A 268-nucleotide genomic window follows, 5' to 3' on the forward strand; every position below is an offset into this window, starting at 1 on the left:
CGGATCGAGTTTCGCCTGCCATGCGGCAGTGGCCATTTCGCGACGAATCAGGTTGTAGGCGATCAGCGCCCCCCATATTTCCTGATAGACCCCTTCGACGGTCCGGCTGCGCAAGGTTAGCTCCGCACCGAGCATCGACTGCTTCAATTCCCGGTAGCTGGTTTCGATTTGCCAGCGGCGCCCATAGCAGGCGACGATATCGGCCGGTTTGAAGCGTTGGCGATCATCCAGCGAGGTCAGCAGCACGCGTTCGCGCCCGCGCGCATCG

1 protein-coding gene is annotated in these 268 nt (G+C 61.9%); it reads right to left on the reverse strand.

Features of this window, described 5'->3' with window-relative positions:
• A partial coding sequence (locus R2R70_RS20565; RefSeq protein WP_410978988.1) for a transposase occupies positions 1–268 on the reverse strand: 268 nt, incomplete at both ends.

This window comes from Cobetia sp. SIMBA_158, from assembly GCF_046566945.1.
GTDB classification, from domain to species: domain Bacteria; phylum Pseudomonadota; class Gammaproteobacteria; order Pseudomonadales; family Halomonadaceae; genus Cobetia; species Cobetia amphilecti.